This window comes from Maribellus sediminis (assembly GCF_011799805.1).
GTDB lineage: Bacteria > Bacteroidota > Bacteroidia > Bacteroidales > Prolixibacteraceae > Draconibacterium > Draconibacterium sediminis_A.
Window position 1 is genome coordinate 68,643 of the sequence record NZ_WXUB01000005.1, and the last position, 17,028, is coordinate 85,670.

General features: G+C 41.0%; 14 protein-coding genes. 6 read left to right on the forward strand and 8 right to left on the reverse strand.

The genetic code is table 11. The features are described 5' to 3' along the window. Positions 1-24: 24 nt before the first annotated feature. A complete protein-coding gene (locus HFD85_RS17730; RefSeq protein WP_167612945.1) occupies positions 25-537 on the reverse strand; it encodes an IS1096 element passenger TnpR family protein in 513 nt (170 codons plus the stop codon). Between the two features lie 315 nt (positions 538-852). Next, positions 853-1,521: a tRNA (5-methylaminomethyl-2-thiouridine)(34)-methyltransferase MnmC2 gene (mnmC2, locus tag HFD85_RS17735; protein WP_167612947.1), complete on the reverse strand. Its 669-nt coding sequence runs from the start codon at positions 1,519-1,521 to the stop codon at positions 853-855. 70 nt (positions 1,522-1,591) lie between these two features. On the opposite strand from mnmC2, the gene HFD85_RS17740 reads away from it, so the two are divergent. Continuing rightward, complete coding sequence (locus tag HFD85_RS17740) at positions 1,592-2,206, forward strand: L-threonylcarbamoyladenylate synthase (RefSeq protein WP_167612951.1); 615 nt, start codon at positions 1,592-1,594, stop codon at positions 2,204-2,206. A 5-nt stretch (positions 2,207-2,211) separates the two neighbouring features. Here HFD85_RS17740 and HFD85_RS17745 read toward each other — a convergent pair whose 3' ends face one another. From HFD85_RS17745 to ruvX, 5 genes are all read right to left on the reverse strand, one after another. After that, on the reverse strand, positions 2,212-3,657 hold the full coding sequence (locus tag HFD85_RS17745; RefSeq protein WP_167612953.1) for a TrkH family potassium uptake protein: 1,446 nt from the start codon (positions 3,655-3,657) through the stop codon (positions 2,212-2,214). A 54-nt stretch (positions 3,658-3,711) separates the two neighbouring features. Next, positions 3,712-5,046: a Trk system potassium transporter TrkA gene (gene trkA, locus HFD85_RS17750; protein WP_167612955.1), complete on the reverse strand. Its 1,335-nt coding sequence runs from the start codon at positions 5,044-5,046 to the stop codon at positions 3,712-3,714. Positions 5,047-5,258: 212 nt separating this feature from the next. Beyond that, positions 5,259-7,268, reverse strand: coding sequence for a ComEC/Rec2 family competence protein (locus HFD85_RS17755; protein WP_167612957.1), 2,010 nt, complete (start codon positions 7,266-7,268; stop codon positions 5,259-5,261). A 52-nt stretch (positions 7,269-7,320) separates the two neighbouring features. Beyond that, complete coding sequence (gene def, locus HFD85_RS17760) at positions 7,321-7,878, reverse strand: peptide deformylase (protein ID WP_167612959.1); 558 nt, start codon at positions 7,876-7,878, stop codon at positions 7,321-7,323. Between the two features lie 8 nt (positions 7,879-7,886). After that, entirely contained in the window at positions 7,887-8,312 is a 426-nt protein-coding gene (gene ruvX, locus HFD85_RS17765) for a Holliday junction resolvase RuvX (RefSeq protein ID WP_167612961.1), read from the reverse strand. Between the two features lie 214 nt (positions 8,313-8,526). Here ruvX and HFD85_RS17770 point away from each other — a divergent pair, with 214 nt between their 5' ends. The 5 genes from HFD85_RS17770 to HFD85_RS17790 all read left to right on the forward strand — a co-directional run bounded on the left by HFD85_RS17770 (position 8,527) and on the right by HFD85_RS17790 (position 13,172). After that, positions 8,527-9,684, forward strand: a complete 1,158-nt coding sequence (locus tag HFD85_RS17770) for a hypothetical protein (protein ID WP_167612963.1) — start codon at positions 8,527-8,529, stop codon at positions 9,682-9,684. 521 nt (positions 9,685-10,205) lie between these two features. Further along, the gene (locus HFD85_RS17775; RefSeq protein ID WP_167612965.1) at positions 10,206-10,853 is read left to right on the forward strand and encodes a hypothetical protein; all 648 of its coding nucleotides are present in this window, start codon (positions 10,206-10,208) and stop codon (positions 10,851-10,853) included. A 6-nt stretch (positions 10,854-10,859) separates the two neighbouring features. Further along, positions 10,860-11,516: a hypothetical protein gene (locus tag HFD85_RS17780; RefSeq protein WP_167612967.1), complete on the forward strand. Its 657-nt coding sequence runs from the start codon at positions 10,860-10,862 to the stop codon at positions 11,514-11,516. Between the two features lie 224 nt (positions 11,517-11,740). Then, positions 11,741-12,517 carry a sensor histidine kinase gene (locus tag HFD85_RS17785; protein WP_167612969.1) on the forward strand — a complete coding sequence of 259 codons (777 nt, stop codon included), beginning with the start codon at positions 11,741-11,743 and terminating at the stop codon, positions 12,515-12,517. Then, positions 12,510-13,172 carry a response regulator transcription factor gene (locus HFD85_RS17790; protein WP_167612971.1) on the forward strand — a complete coding sequence of 221 codons (663 nt, stop codon included), beginning with the start codon at positions 12,510-12,512 and terminating at the stop codon, positions 13,170-13,172. Before HFD85_RS17785 ends, HFD85_RS17790 begins: the two co-directional genes overlap by 8 nt. Positions 13,173-14,075: 903 nt before the next feature. Here the strand turns inward: HFD85_RS17790 and ppdK are convergent. Further along, positions 14,076-16,778: a pyruvate, phosphate dikinase gene (gene ppdK / locus HFD85_RS17795; RefSeq protein WP_167612973.1), complete on the reverse strand. Its 2,703-nt coding sequence runs from the start codon at positions 16,776-16,778 to the stop codon at positions 14,076-14,078. Positions 16,779-17,028 lie beyond the last annotated feature (250 nt).

Genomic DNA, 17,028 nt, shown 5'->3' on the forward strand with positions numbered 1-17,028 from the left:
AATAACCATGTGTCGTTACGATGATCAGAAATCGTCCATTTCGCCGAAAATTTCTGTGTAATCATCAAGCTCGCCGAAATCCATATAGACCTCTTCCTGTAATTCCAGCTGCTCCAGTGGGGTAACGTTTTCGCCAAGCACTTGCACAGGTGCTTCACCTTGTTTGAGTGCGACTAATGGTTCATTAAGATTTTTTTCCATAATAATTCCAGTTAGTTCTATTAAAAAAGATCTGTCGTTCTCAAAATCGAAGGTATAAAGTAGCTGTTGTCCCTCGTCGTGCAGTAAGTCACCAATCCTTGTTTTCTGCATAATAAAAAAGGCAGCCCCGTTTATACCCAAATCAAGCATAGATATTTCAACCAGCTTTTTCCATCGTTTATCCGATACAAAAAAAGAGGCTAGCTGATGCGACTCAAAACCAACACTTTTCTGAATAATGGTGTGGAAATCGAAAAATGAGTGTTTGTCATCGAGAGCCACTTCCAGACGGAAGTTTTGGGATTCTTGTGAAACAATCTGAAATTTAAAAATCATAATTTTCACTTTGAATGACTCTCAAATTTTACAGGAATTTTTACAAATTCCAAGAAACATTTTGTTCGGATGTTCGAAAAAATCTATCAAGATATGTTTTTCGAGAAGCTTAATTGATGAGTGAAAATTTTGTGAATAGCTTGCTATCAAACCGTTTTAAACGCAAATTTTGAGTCTGTTTTTTTAGTGATATTTGTCAGAAATCGGGGCAAATTAAAAAATGTTAAAAAAGATTAACTTAATATTTTTATCGAACAATCGCACAATATGTTCAGATGGTGGCTTCTTGAAATTAGTCCAAACAGTGACAAAATGCTACGAAAGTTTTGTTCCGCGTAACATTTGTCTTTTTCCTGGTGGTCCTGGCAAACGTTCCATCACGAATCCTGTTGTAGCTAATTGCCTGCGGATTACGCCTTTGGCGCTGTAAGTGACAAATATTGCACCTTCGTTGCAGGCGTTGTATATTCGTTCGAAAATTTCAGGTTCCCAGAGTTGAGGTTGTTTGTCGGGAGCAAAGGCATCGAAATAAATCACATCAAAATGTTCGTAGTTATCGAAGGAAAGTAACTTTAGGTCAGCCTGAATTTTATGCAGTGTGAAGTAGTCTGAAATTTTTGTGGTTTCATTCCATGCAGCATCATGTAGTTTTTTGAAAAGGACATCCGCTTTCTCCGATATCTGTTTGCCATAATTCAGATTTTGTATCTCTGAAACTTCGATCGGGTATTTTTCGATGCTAATAAATTTAGTCGGGCGTTTTTGTTCTTCAGCTTTCAAAGCAGTGAGTAAAGCATTCAGTCCGGTGCCGAAACCTACTTCGAACACTACTACAGATTCTGATGAATGATGCAAATAACCCTGTTTGAGAAACACATATTCCGACTCGGTTCGTGCTCCATTCACCGAATGATACTGCTCGTTCATATCGGGAATGAACAGTGTTTTCGAGCCATCTGCCGTTTCTATTACCTGTCGTTTCATGGGTATATGTTCTGTAAAAGGTTTGAATTCAGACTTAAAAAAGTAATTTTGGGGGCAAAATTAGAAAATAATGCTGGTAAGGTTGTATAATGAGAATCCTAATCCCCGGGAAGTCAGAAAAATTGTAGATGTGCTTCGGGACGGTGGAGTGATCATTTATCCAACCGACACAGTTTATGGTTTGGGTTGCGACATAACGAATCAGAAAGCAGTGGAAAAGATCGCCCGCTTAAAAGGTATTCAAATCGAGAAGAACAACTTTTCGTTCATTTGCAGCGATTTTAGTCATCTTTCGCTTTACACCAAACCCATTTCAAACAGCCTGTTTAAACTGATTAGGAAAAATCTTCCGGGGCCATTTACATTTATCCTGGATGCCAATAACAATGTTCCAAAATATTTTAAAGGCAAAAAGAAAACAGTCGGGATCCGTATTCCTGATAATAATATTATTCGTGAGATAGTATCAGAGCTGGGAAATCCCATCCTTTCTTCATCGGTACACGACGATGATGAGGTGCTGGAATACACAGCCGACCCGGAACTGATTCACGAAAAGTACCAGGATTTTGCGGATATTGTTATTGATGGTGGGTATGGCGAACTTATTCCATCAACAATCGTTGATTGCTCCGGTGATCAGATCACCATTGTTCGCGAGGGCAAAGGTATTTTGACGTATTAAAAAATCTATTCCTTCCAGAATGAAGGCGAGAACAACACCAGTACTGTAAACAGTTCCAATCGTCCAAGCAACATCAGAAACGATAAAAACCATTTTCCAATGGGTTTGATGTGGAAGAAATTTTCTGCCGGACCAACACTGCCCAATCCCGGACCAATGTTTCCAAGGCTGGTTGCAACTGCTCCCATCGACGATTCCATGTCGGGTTCGATTAGCGTGAAAATTATGGTGCTAACAAAGAATATAACCATGTACAGCATAAAGAAAGCAAGTACGTTAGTAACGATTTTCGAATCGACCGAATGCCGGTTAAATTTTACAGGAATAATGGCGTGCGGATGGATCAGGCGTTTTAATTCGTAATATCCGTTTTTGGCCAGTACAACGATCCTCATGATTTTAATACCACCTCCGGTTGATCCCGCTGAACCTCCAAAAAAGAACAGTGCAAATATCAACATGGTCAGTATCGGTTTCCAAAGCAGGTAATCAGCAGTAGCATAACCGGTGGTTGTTACAATAGAAACCACCTGGAACAATGAATCGCGAAATGCCTGTTCTAATCCGAGTTGTGAGGTAAGAAACAATCCAAGTGTAATAAGTGCTGTAAAGCTGACGATAATAATCCAGTAGTACCTGAATTCTTCATCTTTAAAAACATAACTAAATCGTCCCCTTATGGCCATGTATGAAAGTGTGAAATTCATTCCGGCCAGGAACATAAAGAAAGTAATAACATATTGGATAAAAGGCGACGACCAATAGGCGATACTGGCTTGTTTGGTCGAAAATCCTCCGGTTGCCATTGTGGTAAAAGAGTGGCAAATGGCGTCGTAAAACGACATTCCGCCAATCCAAAGCAATAACGTTTCAACAATGGTGAAAAGCATGTAGATGCCCCAAAGTGTTTTTGCTGTTTGTGTGATTCTTGGGCTGATTTTATCGGGTGTTGGCCCCGGAACTTCAGCGATAAACAGCTGCATCCCACCGATCCCAAATACCGGGAGAATGGCCAGCGATAATACAATAATTCCCATTCCGCCGAGCCACTGCGTGATGCTGCGCCAGAATAAAATTCCGTGAGGCAGTGCTTCAATGTCGTTCAAAATGGATGAACCGGTTGTTGTAAAGCCTGAAATGGTTTCGAAAAAAGCATCGGTAAAGTTGGGGATGGATCCGCTGATCATGTAAGGGAAGCTGCCAAACAGCGAAAAGACTACCCACACCATGGTAACGATAATAAATCCTTCCCGTTTGCCTATGTCTTTTTTGGCTTTCCAGGTGAGTGCAGTAATCAAACCACCCACACCCAGATTTATGGCAGCAGAAATAAGAAAAGTAACAATGTCGCTTTCATTATAAATGATCGCAACCAGCATGGCCAGCAGCATGGCAACGCCTTCAACCAAAAGTAGTAAACCCAGTACCTTTAAAATAATCTTCAGATTCATCCTTTTGAGCGTTTATATTTGCTGTGGCTGATTCATCATTCTGTTCCCGGCTCGCTATTTAAAGAATTTTTCGATTTTTTTAATGCCCGAAGGTAGCGTAAATACTACAACTTTATCGCCTTCCTGAATGTGGGTGTAACCGTGTGCAATGTAGCCCATGTTGCCACGAATAATTCCACCGATTTTTGATTCGGACGGGAAATCGAGGTCTTTAATTGGTTTCTGGGTAATTCGTGCGCCCGGTTTTGCAATGAACTCGAAAACTTCGGCTTCCGAAGCCGTCAGACATTTTACTTTCGAGATTTCTGCATTCAGTGTAAACCGATAAATGTAACTGGCGGCAATTAGTTTTTTATTGATGATACTACCAATTCCGGTATTGTCGGCCAATTTCATGTAAGCCAGGTTTTCAACCTCGGCAACCGTACGGCGCACTCCCAACGTTTTGGCGAGGTTACAGCCCAGAATATTTGTTTCCGAATTTCCGGTGGTTGCCACAAATGCATCCATTTTCTCGATACCTTCTTCTTTTAACAGGTCGAGGTTTCTTCCGTCGCCATTGATGACCAGCACGTGACCAAATTTATCTGCAATTTGTTCGCATTTTTCGCGGTCGTTCTCAATGATTTTTATACGGTAGTGCTCACCCAGTTTTTCGCAGGCTTTTTGAGCAATGCGGCTACCCCCCATGAACATGATATTTTTTACGTCGAAATGCTTTTTCCCCAGCATCTCAAATACGTTGTTTTGTTCTGTGGGAGTAGTTACCACATAAACAATATCGCCGCTTTTTATAGAGTCGGTTCCTACCGGAATAATGGTTTCGTTGTTCCGCTTGATGGCTACCACCAGCAGGTGCTGGTGTTCAATCGCCAGTTCCTCGAATGTTTTGTCGAGCACGGTGGCATTGTCGCGAACTTTGATACCGAGCATCAGTAATTTTCCATTCGAAAATTCGATGAGCTGGCGGGTCATAGTTTGTTTTACAGAGGCAACAATTTCTTTGGCGGCCAGACTTTCAGGGTAAATCAATTCGTGAATACCCATGTTGTTCAACTTGGCACGGTATTTTTCCTGCAGGTATTCCTGGTTATTTATACGTGCTATGGTTCGGCCAACTCCAAGGTATGAAGCCATGGCGCAAGCCAGAACGTTTCGTTCTTCAAAGGGGGTTACCGCAATAAATAGATCCGCTTTTGCCAGGTCTGTCTTTTTCAGGTCGCTAAACGAGTGCGCCGATCCAACAATGGTCATCAAATCAACCTCGTTACTTATACGCGATAGTCGTTCGTGAGAGTCATCAAGCAAAACAATATCGTGATCTTCATTTGATAACATTCTGGCCAGATGTGTCCCCACTTCACCGGCACCGGCAATTACAACTTTCATAGTCTGCTGTCTTTAATTCAAAAAACGCAACAAAATAATGTATTAAGTTACAGAATACCATGTAAAAAGTACACTTTTAATTGTCTCGGTTCTGTAAATTTAACATTCTCAAAGTTCCGAAATAATCGTATTCCATTCAATCATAAAAGTATAAGAAGTTATTTTTTGTTTAAAAATCAGCGCTTAATAAAGTTTAAATTGAAGATTACAGTTTACCACTTCATGTAAAATGCACCTTTGCTTCGTAAAAAATGAATGTTTTGTGAGTCCGTTGGTTTTGGGTAGGCTGTGCTGACGACGGTAACATCAGAAAATCCACAGAGATTTTCAAACGTGCTTTTTGTTGAAACGACAAACGCCGGATTTAATTCCGCGGGAATTTTTTGTTGATTGTGATCGAACCAGATTATTTTACCTTCGAAATCAATAACATTTTTATGCAGAAATAATATGGAGTCGGAATAGTTATCACCCAAAGTAAGGTAAGTTGGCTGATCCAGTCGTTGTTTTTTTATCACGGTATTTATTTGCCGAAGAATGTAATTGGAAGAATCGATCGCCTGCTCCGAAAGCACATAATTTGTTTTACTGCTGATAAGTTGAATCACTGCATTTGGTGAGTTGTTGTAAACAATCAGCTCTGAGTTATGCAACTGTTTGTATTGAAAAGCCAGGTTCGATGCTGCGAGAATGATCAATGCCAGCAGCATTAGTTTTATGTGTCGAACACGTTTTCGTTCGATAAACAGGAATGTGAACAGCAAAAAGGAGATTACCAAAAACAAGGCGCTTTTTGTGAGGCTGATATTTTGCACGGCGTAGGGCAGATTCTCAATCCGCTCAAGAAAAACGTAAACCAATTTTACCGCCCATCCGGTTAAGAAAGCAACAATACCCGAAAGAATGGGGACCGAAGAAAGCAGCAAAAGCGCAATTCCCAGGGCGATGAGTACAAACACCGCAGGAATTACAACAAGGTTGCTTAGCCAGAAATAAAGCGGGAACTGGTTGAAATAATAGGCCGTTAAAGGGAAAGTTGCGATTTGTGCAGCTACTGAAACCGTTAGAAGCGCCCAGAAGAATTTGCCAACTTTGGTTTTTACTTCGATCAATCCTGCGATTTTTGGTTGCAGGTAAACAATCCCGAAAACTGCAGCATACGAAAGCTGGAACCCAACTTCGAACAGGTTATTCGGATTTAGCAGCAGCAGTAAAAATGCCGAAACGGTAAGAGTGTTGTAAATGTTGGTTTGGCGCTGAATATTGCCGGCTATGCAAACGAGCGAGAACATGGCAGCCGCCCGCATTACCGATGGAGACAATCCGGTGATAAAAGCATAGCCCCAAAGAACTGAAACAGCCAGAATCACATAAAAATATTTTCCGCGTTTTTGCTTTTGCAGGAATCCAAACAAAAAAGCAAAAATGCCAAAGATGATCCCGACATGCAGGCCGGAAACTGCCAAAACGTGCATGGCGCCGGCGGCAGAAAAGGTCTGTTTGGTTTCCGGATCGAGGCCGCGTTTATAACCAAGCGTGAGTGCCGAAAGAATTTCGGTTTCGCTTGTACCAAGATTCTTTTCGCGGTAGATATGAAGCAATTTCTCCCGGGCATTTTCAGCCACAGTTTTTACCGACCGTTTTTGTATCGGGGTCGCACTCCAGTCACTTTCCGCCAGGTAGGTTCTACGATGTATCTTTTTTCGCGACAGGTATTTTTTGTAATCGAATTCATAGGGATTGCCGTTGTTGCGTATCAGCTCCGGGACTCTTGAAAACAGGATGGTGCTGCCAGGTTTTAGTTTTGTGGCGGCTTCGCTCTTTTCAAAATAGACCAGTACTTTTTCGTTGGTTTTAAAAATGTGCCCCGAATCTTTTACTGCATCGATCTGCACCAGCGATTTATACGATTTTGGCTTCTCTTCGGGGGCTTCAAGGACAGTGCCCCAAAACACTCCGTCTTCATAAAACGTGGGAGTTTGATTGTTGAGGGTGTAAAACGAACTTCCTAGCAGCACAAAAAGCGCGGTAACCAGCCAGCCAAAAACAGTTTCGAATCTGAAACTGTAAAACCTGTTCAGGATTGCAATCAGAATCAGTATAACTGTTCCGGCAATCAGCAACGAAGTTACTGCAACAGCAAACTTGTTTGCGATGAGAATGCCCACTGCAAAAGCCAGGGTAATTCTTAACGAGGGTATTTTCTGTACAAGGTTTTTCAACAGAATGTTTGTTGGATTTTAATCCTCAAACGTGAAAAACCTTCTTAGGTTACTATTTTACAGGAATTTTTATGCGGTAATGTGGTTGCACCTTTCCTTTGGCAATATTGGCCAGTTTTCCTTTCAGCAATCTTTTTCGGAGTGGCGACAGGTAGTCGATAAACAGAATTCCATCTAAATGATCGTATTCGTGCTGAATAACACGCCCGGCAAATCCTTTAAAAGTTTCTTCGTATTCAACAAAATTTTCGTCGAAATAACGAATCTTCACTTCATCAGGGCGTTCAACATCCTCGCGGATTTCCGGCAAGCTCAAACAACCTTCGTTCATCACCCATTCTTCGCCGTCTTTATGAAGGATTTCAGGATTAATAAATACTTTTTTGAAGTTTTCCAATTCCGGTTCTTCGTCGGCGCCTGAGCTGGCATCAACCACAAACAAACGAATGGAAAGTCCTACCTGAGGCGCTGCCAAGCCAACTCCATCAGAATAGTACATGGTTTCCCACATGTTTTCGATTACCTCTTTCAGATTAGGGTAATCCTTAGTTATTTCTTTTGCTTTTTTGCGTAAAAGCGGATCGCCGTATACCGTAACCGGATATTTCATAAAATATATTACTTCTTTAAATTTCTTTGTTGTTCCAAAAAACCCTGCAAGATAATGGTGGCACTTACAGCATCAACCATGGCCTTGTCCTGTCGTTGCTTTTTTTTCAATCCTCCGTCGATCATGGTTTGAAAAGCCATTTTCGAGGTAAAACGCTCGTCGAAAAGTTCAAGCCTGATGTCGGGATAATCTTTCTGAAACTTTTTCAGAAACGGATTAATGTAACGAACAGATTCCGAAGCTTCATTGTTCATTTGTCGCGGATAACCTACGACCAATGTTTCAACTCTTTCTTTGGCAAAATATTCCTTCAGGAAATCCCATAAAGTATGCGTTGCAACCGTGGTTAAGCGATTGGCAATAATCTGCCCAGGATCGGTAACCGCAACCCCAACTCGCTTTCTGCCATAGTCTAAACACAGTATCCTCGCCATTATCTTTGTAATTTGGCTGCAAAAGTAGAGAGAATTGCCAAGAAAAAAAAGAGCCGGTCACTTGTCTCATTTTCAAGGCATAGTAGTTCAGTGTTAAATGGTGTTAACGATTTTGGCACAGCCTTTGCAAAGTGGAGAGTAATTACCGGTTAAAAAAGTTTTAGGCGCCTAAAGAGAGAAGCAAACAACTTTTTGAATTTTAAACTTTCGAGTCATGAAAACAACAAAATTCAGACTGTTTGCCACGATGATTACTCTGGCGGCAGTTATAATAGCAAGTTCATTTCCAGCGAATGCACAACGTCGATCTTCGGAGCGAGATACCAGAAGCAGTGAAACGCGCAGAAGCAGCGACAAACAAAATACAGTTCAGAAAAAAAGTACCTATAAAAACTACGATAAAGTAGATCGTTCGTCGGTAGACCGCCGTACGAGCATACCGCGGAACCAGGCACCAAAAGTTTCCACCAAATCGTCGCAATCATCGCAACGCGAAAGCCGGCCATCAACAAATGATTACCGGAAAAGCAGTTCTGAAAATATAAATGGTGATTTCAGGAAAAGTACTAATTTCGAAAATCAACGTACTAATTCTTCTGCACGTTCATCGGCAACGCGCCAGGATATTCGGAGTAAGGATAACCGAAACGCAAGCCGCAGCGAAACTGCCTATCGCGATAACAGGAACACTGAAACCCGCGTGACAGCAAACAACAACAGCCGTAGTAATTCTGGAAGAACTGTTAGTGATAACCGCGAGTTTTACCGTGTTGATAAATCTGATCGCCGTTATTCGCCCAACCGCGACTACCGTGGAAGCAGTAAATACTGGAACGACAAATACCGCCCTGCTGATATGAGGTACAACCATAAAAACAAAAATTACTACGCGCATTACAATTATTACAAACATAATCACTGGGACAGAAGATGGGAGCACTACCGCTGGAATTACAACAGCTGGTGCGATTATTACAACGGATATAATCCATACTCGTACCGCTACCACAAATATTATTACCATCACCCACATTACGGACACGTGATTCGCAGGTTCGATGTTCAGCCGGTGGTATTTTATCACGACCACAACCGTTACTACAGTTACAATGGGCATTTCTTTCGTTACCGTCCGGGAATTGGTTTTATCCTGGTTGATCTGCCTTACGGTTTTGCTTTCGACTATTTGCCCGACGGCTATTACGACAGAGTTTACATCAACGGATACCTGTATTTCAGAGTTGGGAATCTGTTCTTTGAATCATCGAATTACGGTTTCCGTCTGATCCATTATCCCGAAAGGTATTATGCTTACGACGATGCTTACGTAAGGCCGGGCGTTAGTTTCAATTTCGACATCGATTTTTATTAAGCCCATTTTTTGCAAGGTTAGACTAAACCTTCCCCTCATATAAAGTTTTTGCATCTACCCGTGAATGTTTTTGCGGGTAGATTTTTTTTGTTGAGAAACCAATCCTTCATCGGACTCAATATGCCAAAAGCAATCATTGCTTACTGAAAACACCACCTCCTCCTGACGCTCATCTCAATCGGTCAGGATACTCCTCCTTAACAAGGAGGAGAAATGATCGTACTTCAAAACTCATCTTTTGAAAATCACATTATGTATCGAATTCGGATTTCCCCTCCTTTTTGAGGAGGGGTACCCCGAGGTTTCGGGGTGGGGTGGTATAATTTCTATTTTGTAATTGAAATTATCATCAACTGTTTATGAAGACCGCCGGCATTTAAATAATAATTTTCGGCTCTATAATTCGCAGCATTAAGTGACATTCTTTAGTATCCCTTTCACCCAAACCAATTTTATGTTTAAGAATTTGTTTTTGGAAGTGATTTTTTGTCTATTTTTAAACCACCAAATGCTTGAATAAAATGACTAAAAAATTAAAAAGAGATCAGCTCCCTGCTGCAAAAGCCAAAAACTGGCGACAAAATTTTGAAGAAGAAAAAGATAAAACCTTCAATCTGAAAGTTCCCAAAATCATTTTGCAAAAAGCAACTTATCAGGCATTGGCTGGTGAGAACGAAAACCGCGTACGTGTTTACCTGGGCCTGGAAGCCAATAAAGAAGACGGAAAATATGTGCTGTGTGCTTTTGCCGTATCAGCCTTTTTACTGGGTAGCGGCGATGTTTATGCCGATTACGAAACACCCGTTTACAAGCTCGATAAAAAGAACATCGATTTTTCGAACAGTACCCAGGCTGCCATCGAAAGTATACACCTCTACCGTAAGTGGCGCAGTGGTGAACTCGATGCCGAAGATCCCGGTGCTGCTTACCGCCAGTATATTTATCCGAATGCCTATTTGCTGACAAAATTCGAATTGCACGAATTATTTGTTGCACAAAAAAAGGATGAGGCTGTAATTGATTTTGGCATTGAAAAAACCATGAGTATAATGATCAGCGGCGTATCGGCCAGTACTTTGACAGCAAGCACCGATGAAGAGCAGGAAGATTTTGATTTTGCTGTACCTTGTCCTCCATTTTGCGATGAACGAAGTATTTATAATTCTTAGTTTTTAATGCCAGACATTTATTATGTTTATTATGTTTTTTATGCGATAGAGTTAATCACATTTATAGTTGGAAGTTATTTTATTAAAAGAGTAAATAAGGATTTTCTTTTGCTTTACTTTTTTGTATTGGCTGGAGTCCTTTCAGATAGCGTGAATATTCTGCTGATTAAGCTTGGATTACATAATATGCCGGTTACACACTTTTACTTCCCTATCGAATTTACTTTACTGGCATTATTTTATAAACCATATTTAGCTCCAGTGTTAAAAGGGAAATGGATTTCTTTAATAATTGCGATATACATAACGTTTGCTTTGATTAATCCTCTTTTTATTCAAAGTTTACAACTATATTCTCAGATGAGGATTTATAGTAGTTTAATTTTGGTTGTTTTTTCGTTACTTTATTTCTACCGGTTATTAAATGAGCTTAATATTAGTAAGTTGTCGGCTGATCCCATGGTTTGGTTGAATTCCTCTATTTTGATTTTATATTCCGCAAATTTCTTTTACAATTTATTATTCAATTTGCTTCTTAGAGATCTGCATGTGCTTCTTTTAGTAGCTATTTTTATTGGATGCTTGGTTTCGCTTTTTTATGTAATAATCGTTATCAGTTTTTGGAAAGCCGCAAAGCAACAAAAAGCCATAGCGGACGGATAATGAAAGTACTTAGATTAGTCCCCGCTACCGCAAGTGCTTGCAATAAACTGCCACGATTTGATGTTTTTTCATAGCCTTTAAAATCATTTTAAAAAACAGCTCGCTACTTTCTGGCAATCTGAATAATAATTTATTGTGGATCAGCGTATTTTATTTTGATAAATTGACTAAAATCTGCCGATAGATTTCTATTTTCGTAATCCGAAAGTAATTGAGAAACTAACTTGGGAAATTCTGATGTAATACTGGTATACCTTTTGGGTACGGTCGGCATGTTGGTGCTGGCAGGTAGTTTGTTTTTCTTTTTTATTACCTACCAGAAACGATTGCTTCGGAAACAACTCGAACTGAACCAGGTAAAACAGGATCAGCAAAAAGAAATTTTACGCAACACCATTCAGGCGCAGGAAAAAGAACGGAAACGAATTGCGCAGGACCTTCACGACGAAGTGGGGGCCATGCTATCGGTTGTAAAACTGAATGTTGGCCGCATTGAAAAACAAAGCGAAGACAAAGCCCGCCAGGTAGCCGGCGAAACCAAATCGTACCTCGATGAAGTAATAACGCAGGTACGGGGAATATCACGTTCGTTATTACCACCCTCACTCGAAAAACTGGGACTCTTTAGTGCCATCGAAGACATGGCCAACTGGGTCAATAAAGCCGATGAAGTAAAAGTAGCATGCTGGAAAAGCGGAGAAGCTTACCGAATAGATGTAAAAACCGAACTGGCCATTTTCAGAGTGGTTCAGGAAATGGTGAACAACGCCATTAAACATGCCCAGGCCGAAACTATTTTTGTGAATGTAAGGTTTGCCGGCGGGATTTCAGTAGTTGTGTGCGATAACGGTAAAGGTTTCGACTTGAACGAAAAAATGGCAACCGGCCTTGGTTTGAAAAACCTGGAAAGCCGCACCGAACTTGTTGGGGCACGTTTTAAACTGAAGTCGAAACCCGGGAAAGGTACCTGCGCCATAATTTGTTGGAAGGATAATGGATAAGGCAAAATTAAATATTGTTGTAACCGACGATCACAAACTTTTCAGAAAAGGAATTTGTGCCCTGCTTTACGATTTCGATTTTACCAACGATGTGAAGGAAGCTGGCAACGGACAAGAGTTACTCGACCTTATTGATTCGTCGGGTGAAGTTCCCGACCTCGTGTTGCTCGATATTCAAATGCCGGTTATGGATGGGGTGGAAGCCACAGAGCGTTTGAAAGCCAAATATCCCGATTTGCGGATTATCATTATCAGCATGGAAGAGGATGTGCAATTGGTGACACACCTTGTAGATAAAGGCATTGACGGTTATTTGCTGAAAAATGCTGATCCTGAAGAACTTGAACTGGCCATCCGTATGACCATGAAAAATGAGTTTTATTTTTCGTCGAGTCTTACCGGTGCGTTTATGCGTGGCTCGAAAATCGTGTCTCCGGTGAAAGACGTAAACAATGCAGATTTGTTTTCGGAGCGTGAACTTCAGGTACTCGAACTGATCTGTAAAGAGCTTACAGCGTCCGAAATCGCCGATGAGTTGTCGCTAAGCGCCCGTACGGTGGAAGGCTACAAACGTGGCTTGTTATCAAAATCGAATACCCGCAATGTGGCCGGCCTGGTCATTTATGCCATCAAAAACCAGTTGGTGGAGGTTTAATTCGCTCACTCTTTTTTGTATTCAGAAATTATGCGATGACGCCGGAGGCGTCAAATATCAATAACCCGGAGTTTTAACTCCGGGCAAGGCAAGAACCATTATTCTCGTCCGGCGAAGTAGGTCGATCAAAGTTCGCAGCTTGTCCCGGACGAAAGTCACGTCGAATCATTAATATGAATAAAATGGCTGGCTGGACACGTGGTTATATAAAGACGAATAATTCTCAAAAAAGGCAAGAAAAAAGGGGCACTAATAAAAGTGGCCCCTGGTTGGAATATTGTACCTTATTTTTTATCACCGGGCTCAGGGAAGAGGGACAGTAATCGAGTGGGACAAAAAAGTTGAGTAATTCACGGAGATATTGCTAATATAAGGTACCCTAAGTGTTTTTGAGTTTACATTTAAATGGTGTGAAATGGTCGTAATATTTTGATGTAATGTTTTCATTTCTTTTGTAAAAAACCGTGAAACAAATATCGCGAAGATATACAGCACACACAAGCGTATTTCTACGCGAAATGCATACGTAGAACTACGTGAAGTTGAATGCGTATTTCTACGTTCAATATTGAGAAGTCCATAAAATACGTATGATTCAGACAAATTACCAACCGAAAAGGCAGTTACTGATTTTTATAATTAGTTTACCCTCACTCCGGTCCCCGTCCGACTGGTTGTCCGGGCAGATCTCCCTTCAAGGAAGGGAAAGACGATCAGCTTCCAGAAAGATGGAAGCTTGCAAAGAATTGATCTGATTTTGCTATGCAACGATGGCTGATCGTCCTTCCTTGCTTGAAGGTAAGGATGAGCGGATGGGTATTGATGAACTTATAACATGAAAACTTTTAGAAAAAAAAGAGCCACTCCGAAGAGCAGCTCTTAACTATTTTGCTTAAGTAATTTCTACTTAATATTTGCTTGTGCAGCAGCAACACGTGCAATTGGCACGCGGTATGGAGAACAACTTACGTAGTCCATTCCAACGCTGTCGCAGAACATAACTGATGATGGTTCACCACCATGCTCACCACAAATACCAACTTTCAGGTTTGGTTTTGTGCTGCGGCCTTTATCTACACCAATTTTTACCACCTGGCCAACACCTTCCTGGTCAAGAACCTGGAACGGATCGTTTTTCAAGATACCTTTTTCAATGTAGATTGGTAAAAATTTACCTGCATCATCACGCGAATAACCAAAGGTCATCTGTGTAAGGTCGTTTGTTCCGAATGAGAAGAACTCGGCATGCTCGGCTACTAAATCAGCAGTCATTGCAGCACGTGGAATCTCAATCATTGTTCCAACCAGGTAGTCACAAGTTGCTCCTTTTTCTTCAAAAACCTTTTTGGCAGTTGCATTAATAATATCGGCCTGCAATTTAAATTCTTTTACCGTACCAATAAGCGGAACCATAATTTCAGGTTTTGCGTCAACGCCCTTTTTCTTCAGGTTTACGGCAGCTTCAATAATTGCACGAGCCTGCATTTCAGTAATTTCAGGATATGTATTTCCTAAACGGCAACCACGGTGACCTAACATCGGGTTAAACTCATGTAAATCTTCTACCAATGCTTTAACATCTTCAACGGAAATTCCCATTTCATCAGCCATCTCTTTTTGGTTGGCTTCTTCATGTGGTACAAATTCGTGTAATGGCGGATCAAGTAAACGGATGGTTACACCATATCCGGCCATTGCTTCCAGAATTCCTTCGAAGTCTTCACGTTGGTAAGGCAATAATTTATCCAAAGCTTTACGGCGTTCAGTTTCAGTTTTAGCTAAAATCATTTCGCGCATTGCTTTAATTCTTTCACCTTCGAAGAACATGTGCTCTGTACGGCAAAGACCAATTCCCTGTGCACCAAAGTCGCGTGCAACTTTTGCATCAGCAGGTGAGTCGGCGTTGGTACGAACAGCCATACGAGTATATTTGTCGGCAAGTTCCATGATTTTTGCAAAGTTTCCGCTTAATTCAGGATCCATTGTTGCTACTTTACCTTCATAAACTTCACCTGTAGTTCCGTTTAACGAAATCCAGTCACCTTCGTGGAATTCTTTTCCATCGATGGTCATTACGCGGGTTTTGTAATTAATTTTTACAGCACCGGCACCCGACACACAGCATTTTCCCATTCCGCGGGCAACAACAGCAGCGTGAGAAGTCATACCACCACGAGCTGTTAAAATACCTTTGGCAATGTTCATTCCTTCCAAATCTTCAGGTGAAGTTTCAACACGTACCAGTAACGATTCGGGATATTTACTTGCCTCGTCAGCAAAGAATACAACCTGACCGGTTGCAGCACCCGGAGACGCTGGTAAACCTTTTGCCAAAACAGTAGCCGATTTCATTGCTGCTGTATCAAAAACAGGGTGTAGCAATTCATCTAATTTTGCAGCGTCGATTCTTTTCAGTGCAGTTTTTTCATCAATTCTACCTTCTTCCAACATGTCAATGGCAATATTTACCATCGCAGCACCGGTACGTTTACCGTTACGGGTTTGCAGCAACCATAATTTACCTTCCTGTATGGTGAATTCCATGTCTTGCATATCGCTGTAGTGATCTTCTAATTTCTGCTGAGTTTCATTCAGCTGGCGATACATTTCCGGCATAAACTCTTCCAGTGAAGGATATTTTGAAGCTCTTTCTTCTTCGCTAATTCCCTGAAGTGCAGCCCATCTTTTAGAGCCTTCCAGGGTAATTTCCTGTGGCGTACGAATACCTGCAACAACATCTTCTCCCTGTGCATCAATTAGATATTCACCGTTGAAAATATCTTCTCCGGTAGCGGCATCACGTGAGAAACAAACTCCGGTTCCTGAATTTTGGCCCATATTACCAAATACCATTGCCTGGCAGTTAACTGCAGTCCCCCACTCGTCAGGAATTTGTTCCATTCTGCGATAATAAATAGCACGTGGATTGTTCCAGCTACCAAATACTGCGGCAACAGATCCCCAAAGTTGTTCCCATGGATCGGTTGGGAAATCTTTTCCGGTTTGTGCTTTTACTGCTGCTTTAAAACGTCTTACTAATTCTTTTAAATCGTCTGTTGTAAAATCAGTATCAAGGTGTATTCCTTTTTCTTCTTTTAAATTTTCAATAATTTCTTCGAATGGATCAATTTCCTCTTTACTTTCAGGTTTCATTCCCATAACAACATCGCCGTACATTTGTACAAAACGACGGTATGAATCCCAGGCAAAACGAGAATTGCCTGATTTTTTTGCGATACCTTCAACAGCATCATCATTCATTCCAAGGTTTAACACGGTATCCATCATGCCAGGCATTGATGCACGTGCTCCTGAACGAACCGACATCAAACAAGGGTTTTCCTTGCTTCCGAATACTGTACCTGTAAGTTCTTCAACTAAAGCAACAGCTGCTTCAACTTCAGGTTTAATCAAGTCGAAAGTTGCTTGCTGGCCTTTTTCGTTGTACATGGTACAAACTTCGGTGGTAATAGTAAATCCCGGAGGAACGGGCACACCGATAAGGTTCATTTCTGCCAGGTTCGCACCTTTACCTCCCAGGAGGTTTTTCATGTCTGCTTTACCTTCTGCTTTTCCAGCCCCGAAGGTATATACATGCTTTGCCATAAAATGTATTTTTTAGTTATATAAATTAGAATTAGAATCGTTTTAAAAACGGGCAGCTAAAGTACTCTTATTTTTTAAAAATTGAAAGTTTTTAAGGGCTTAAGTGACTGAAGTATAGTGATAAATATTTCTATATGAAAGTAGTACAATATTTTCATATCTTGTTTTTAACATTTGCTCCTTATTCTCGAATTATTTGACTGATTGAATCAGGAGTTCGATGATTTTATTTGTAATCTTCACCAGAGAA